The following is a 438-nucleotide window of genomic DNA, read 5'->3' on the forward strand; positions in this document are numbered from 1 at the left end:
GTCGTGCGCGTCTGCCAATTCCGCCACATCGGCAAAACAACAAGACATCTACTGCTAATGAAAATGGTGCCGAGGACCGGAATCGAACCGGTACGGTAGTCACCTACCGCAGGATTTTAAGTCCTGTGCGTCTGCCAGTTCCGCCACCCCGGCAAAGGGATAAATGGAGGAGGTACCCGGATTTGAACCGGGGAATAAAGGTTTTGCAGACCTTTGCCTTACCACTTGGCTATACCTCCATATTAAGGCTCTATTATTAAAATGGTGTAAATGGAGCGGACAACGAGACTCGAACTCGCGACCCCGACCTTGGCAAGGTCGTGCTCTACCAACTGAGCTATGTCCGCATCTTTATATTAGTATATACACTTTTTTTATTTGTTGCAACCACAGGCATTCTGAAAAATGGCTGGGGTACCTGGATTCGAACCAGGGCAT

General features: G+C 48.9%; 3 tRNA genes. All 3 read right to left on the reverse strand.

Features of this window, described 5'->3' with window-relative positions:
- Window positions 1–64: 64 nt before the first annotated feature.
- The 3 genes from HMPREF0083_RS03295 to HMPREF0083_RS03305 all read right to left on the reverse strand — a co-directional run bounded on the left by HMPREF0083_RS03295 (window position 65) and on the right by HMPREF0083_RS03305 (window position 347).
- Window positions 65–153, reverse strand: a tRNA-Leu gene (locus HMPREF0083_RS03295).
- Between the two features lie 11 nt (window positions 154–164).
- Window positions 165–239 (reverse strand) — tRNA-Cys (locus tag HMPREF0083_RS03300).
- 32 nt (window positions 240–271) lie between these two features.
- Window positions 272–347, reverse strand: a tRNA-Gly gene (locus HMPREF0083_RS03305).
- Window positions 348–438: the final 91 nt, after the last annotated feature.

The organism is Aneurinibacillus aneurinilyticus ATCC 12856 (genome assembly GCF_000466385.1).
Classification (GTDB): Bacteria; Bacillota; Bacilli; order Aneurinibacillales; family Aneurinibacillaceae; genus Aneurinibacillus; species Aneurinibacillus aneurinilyticus.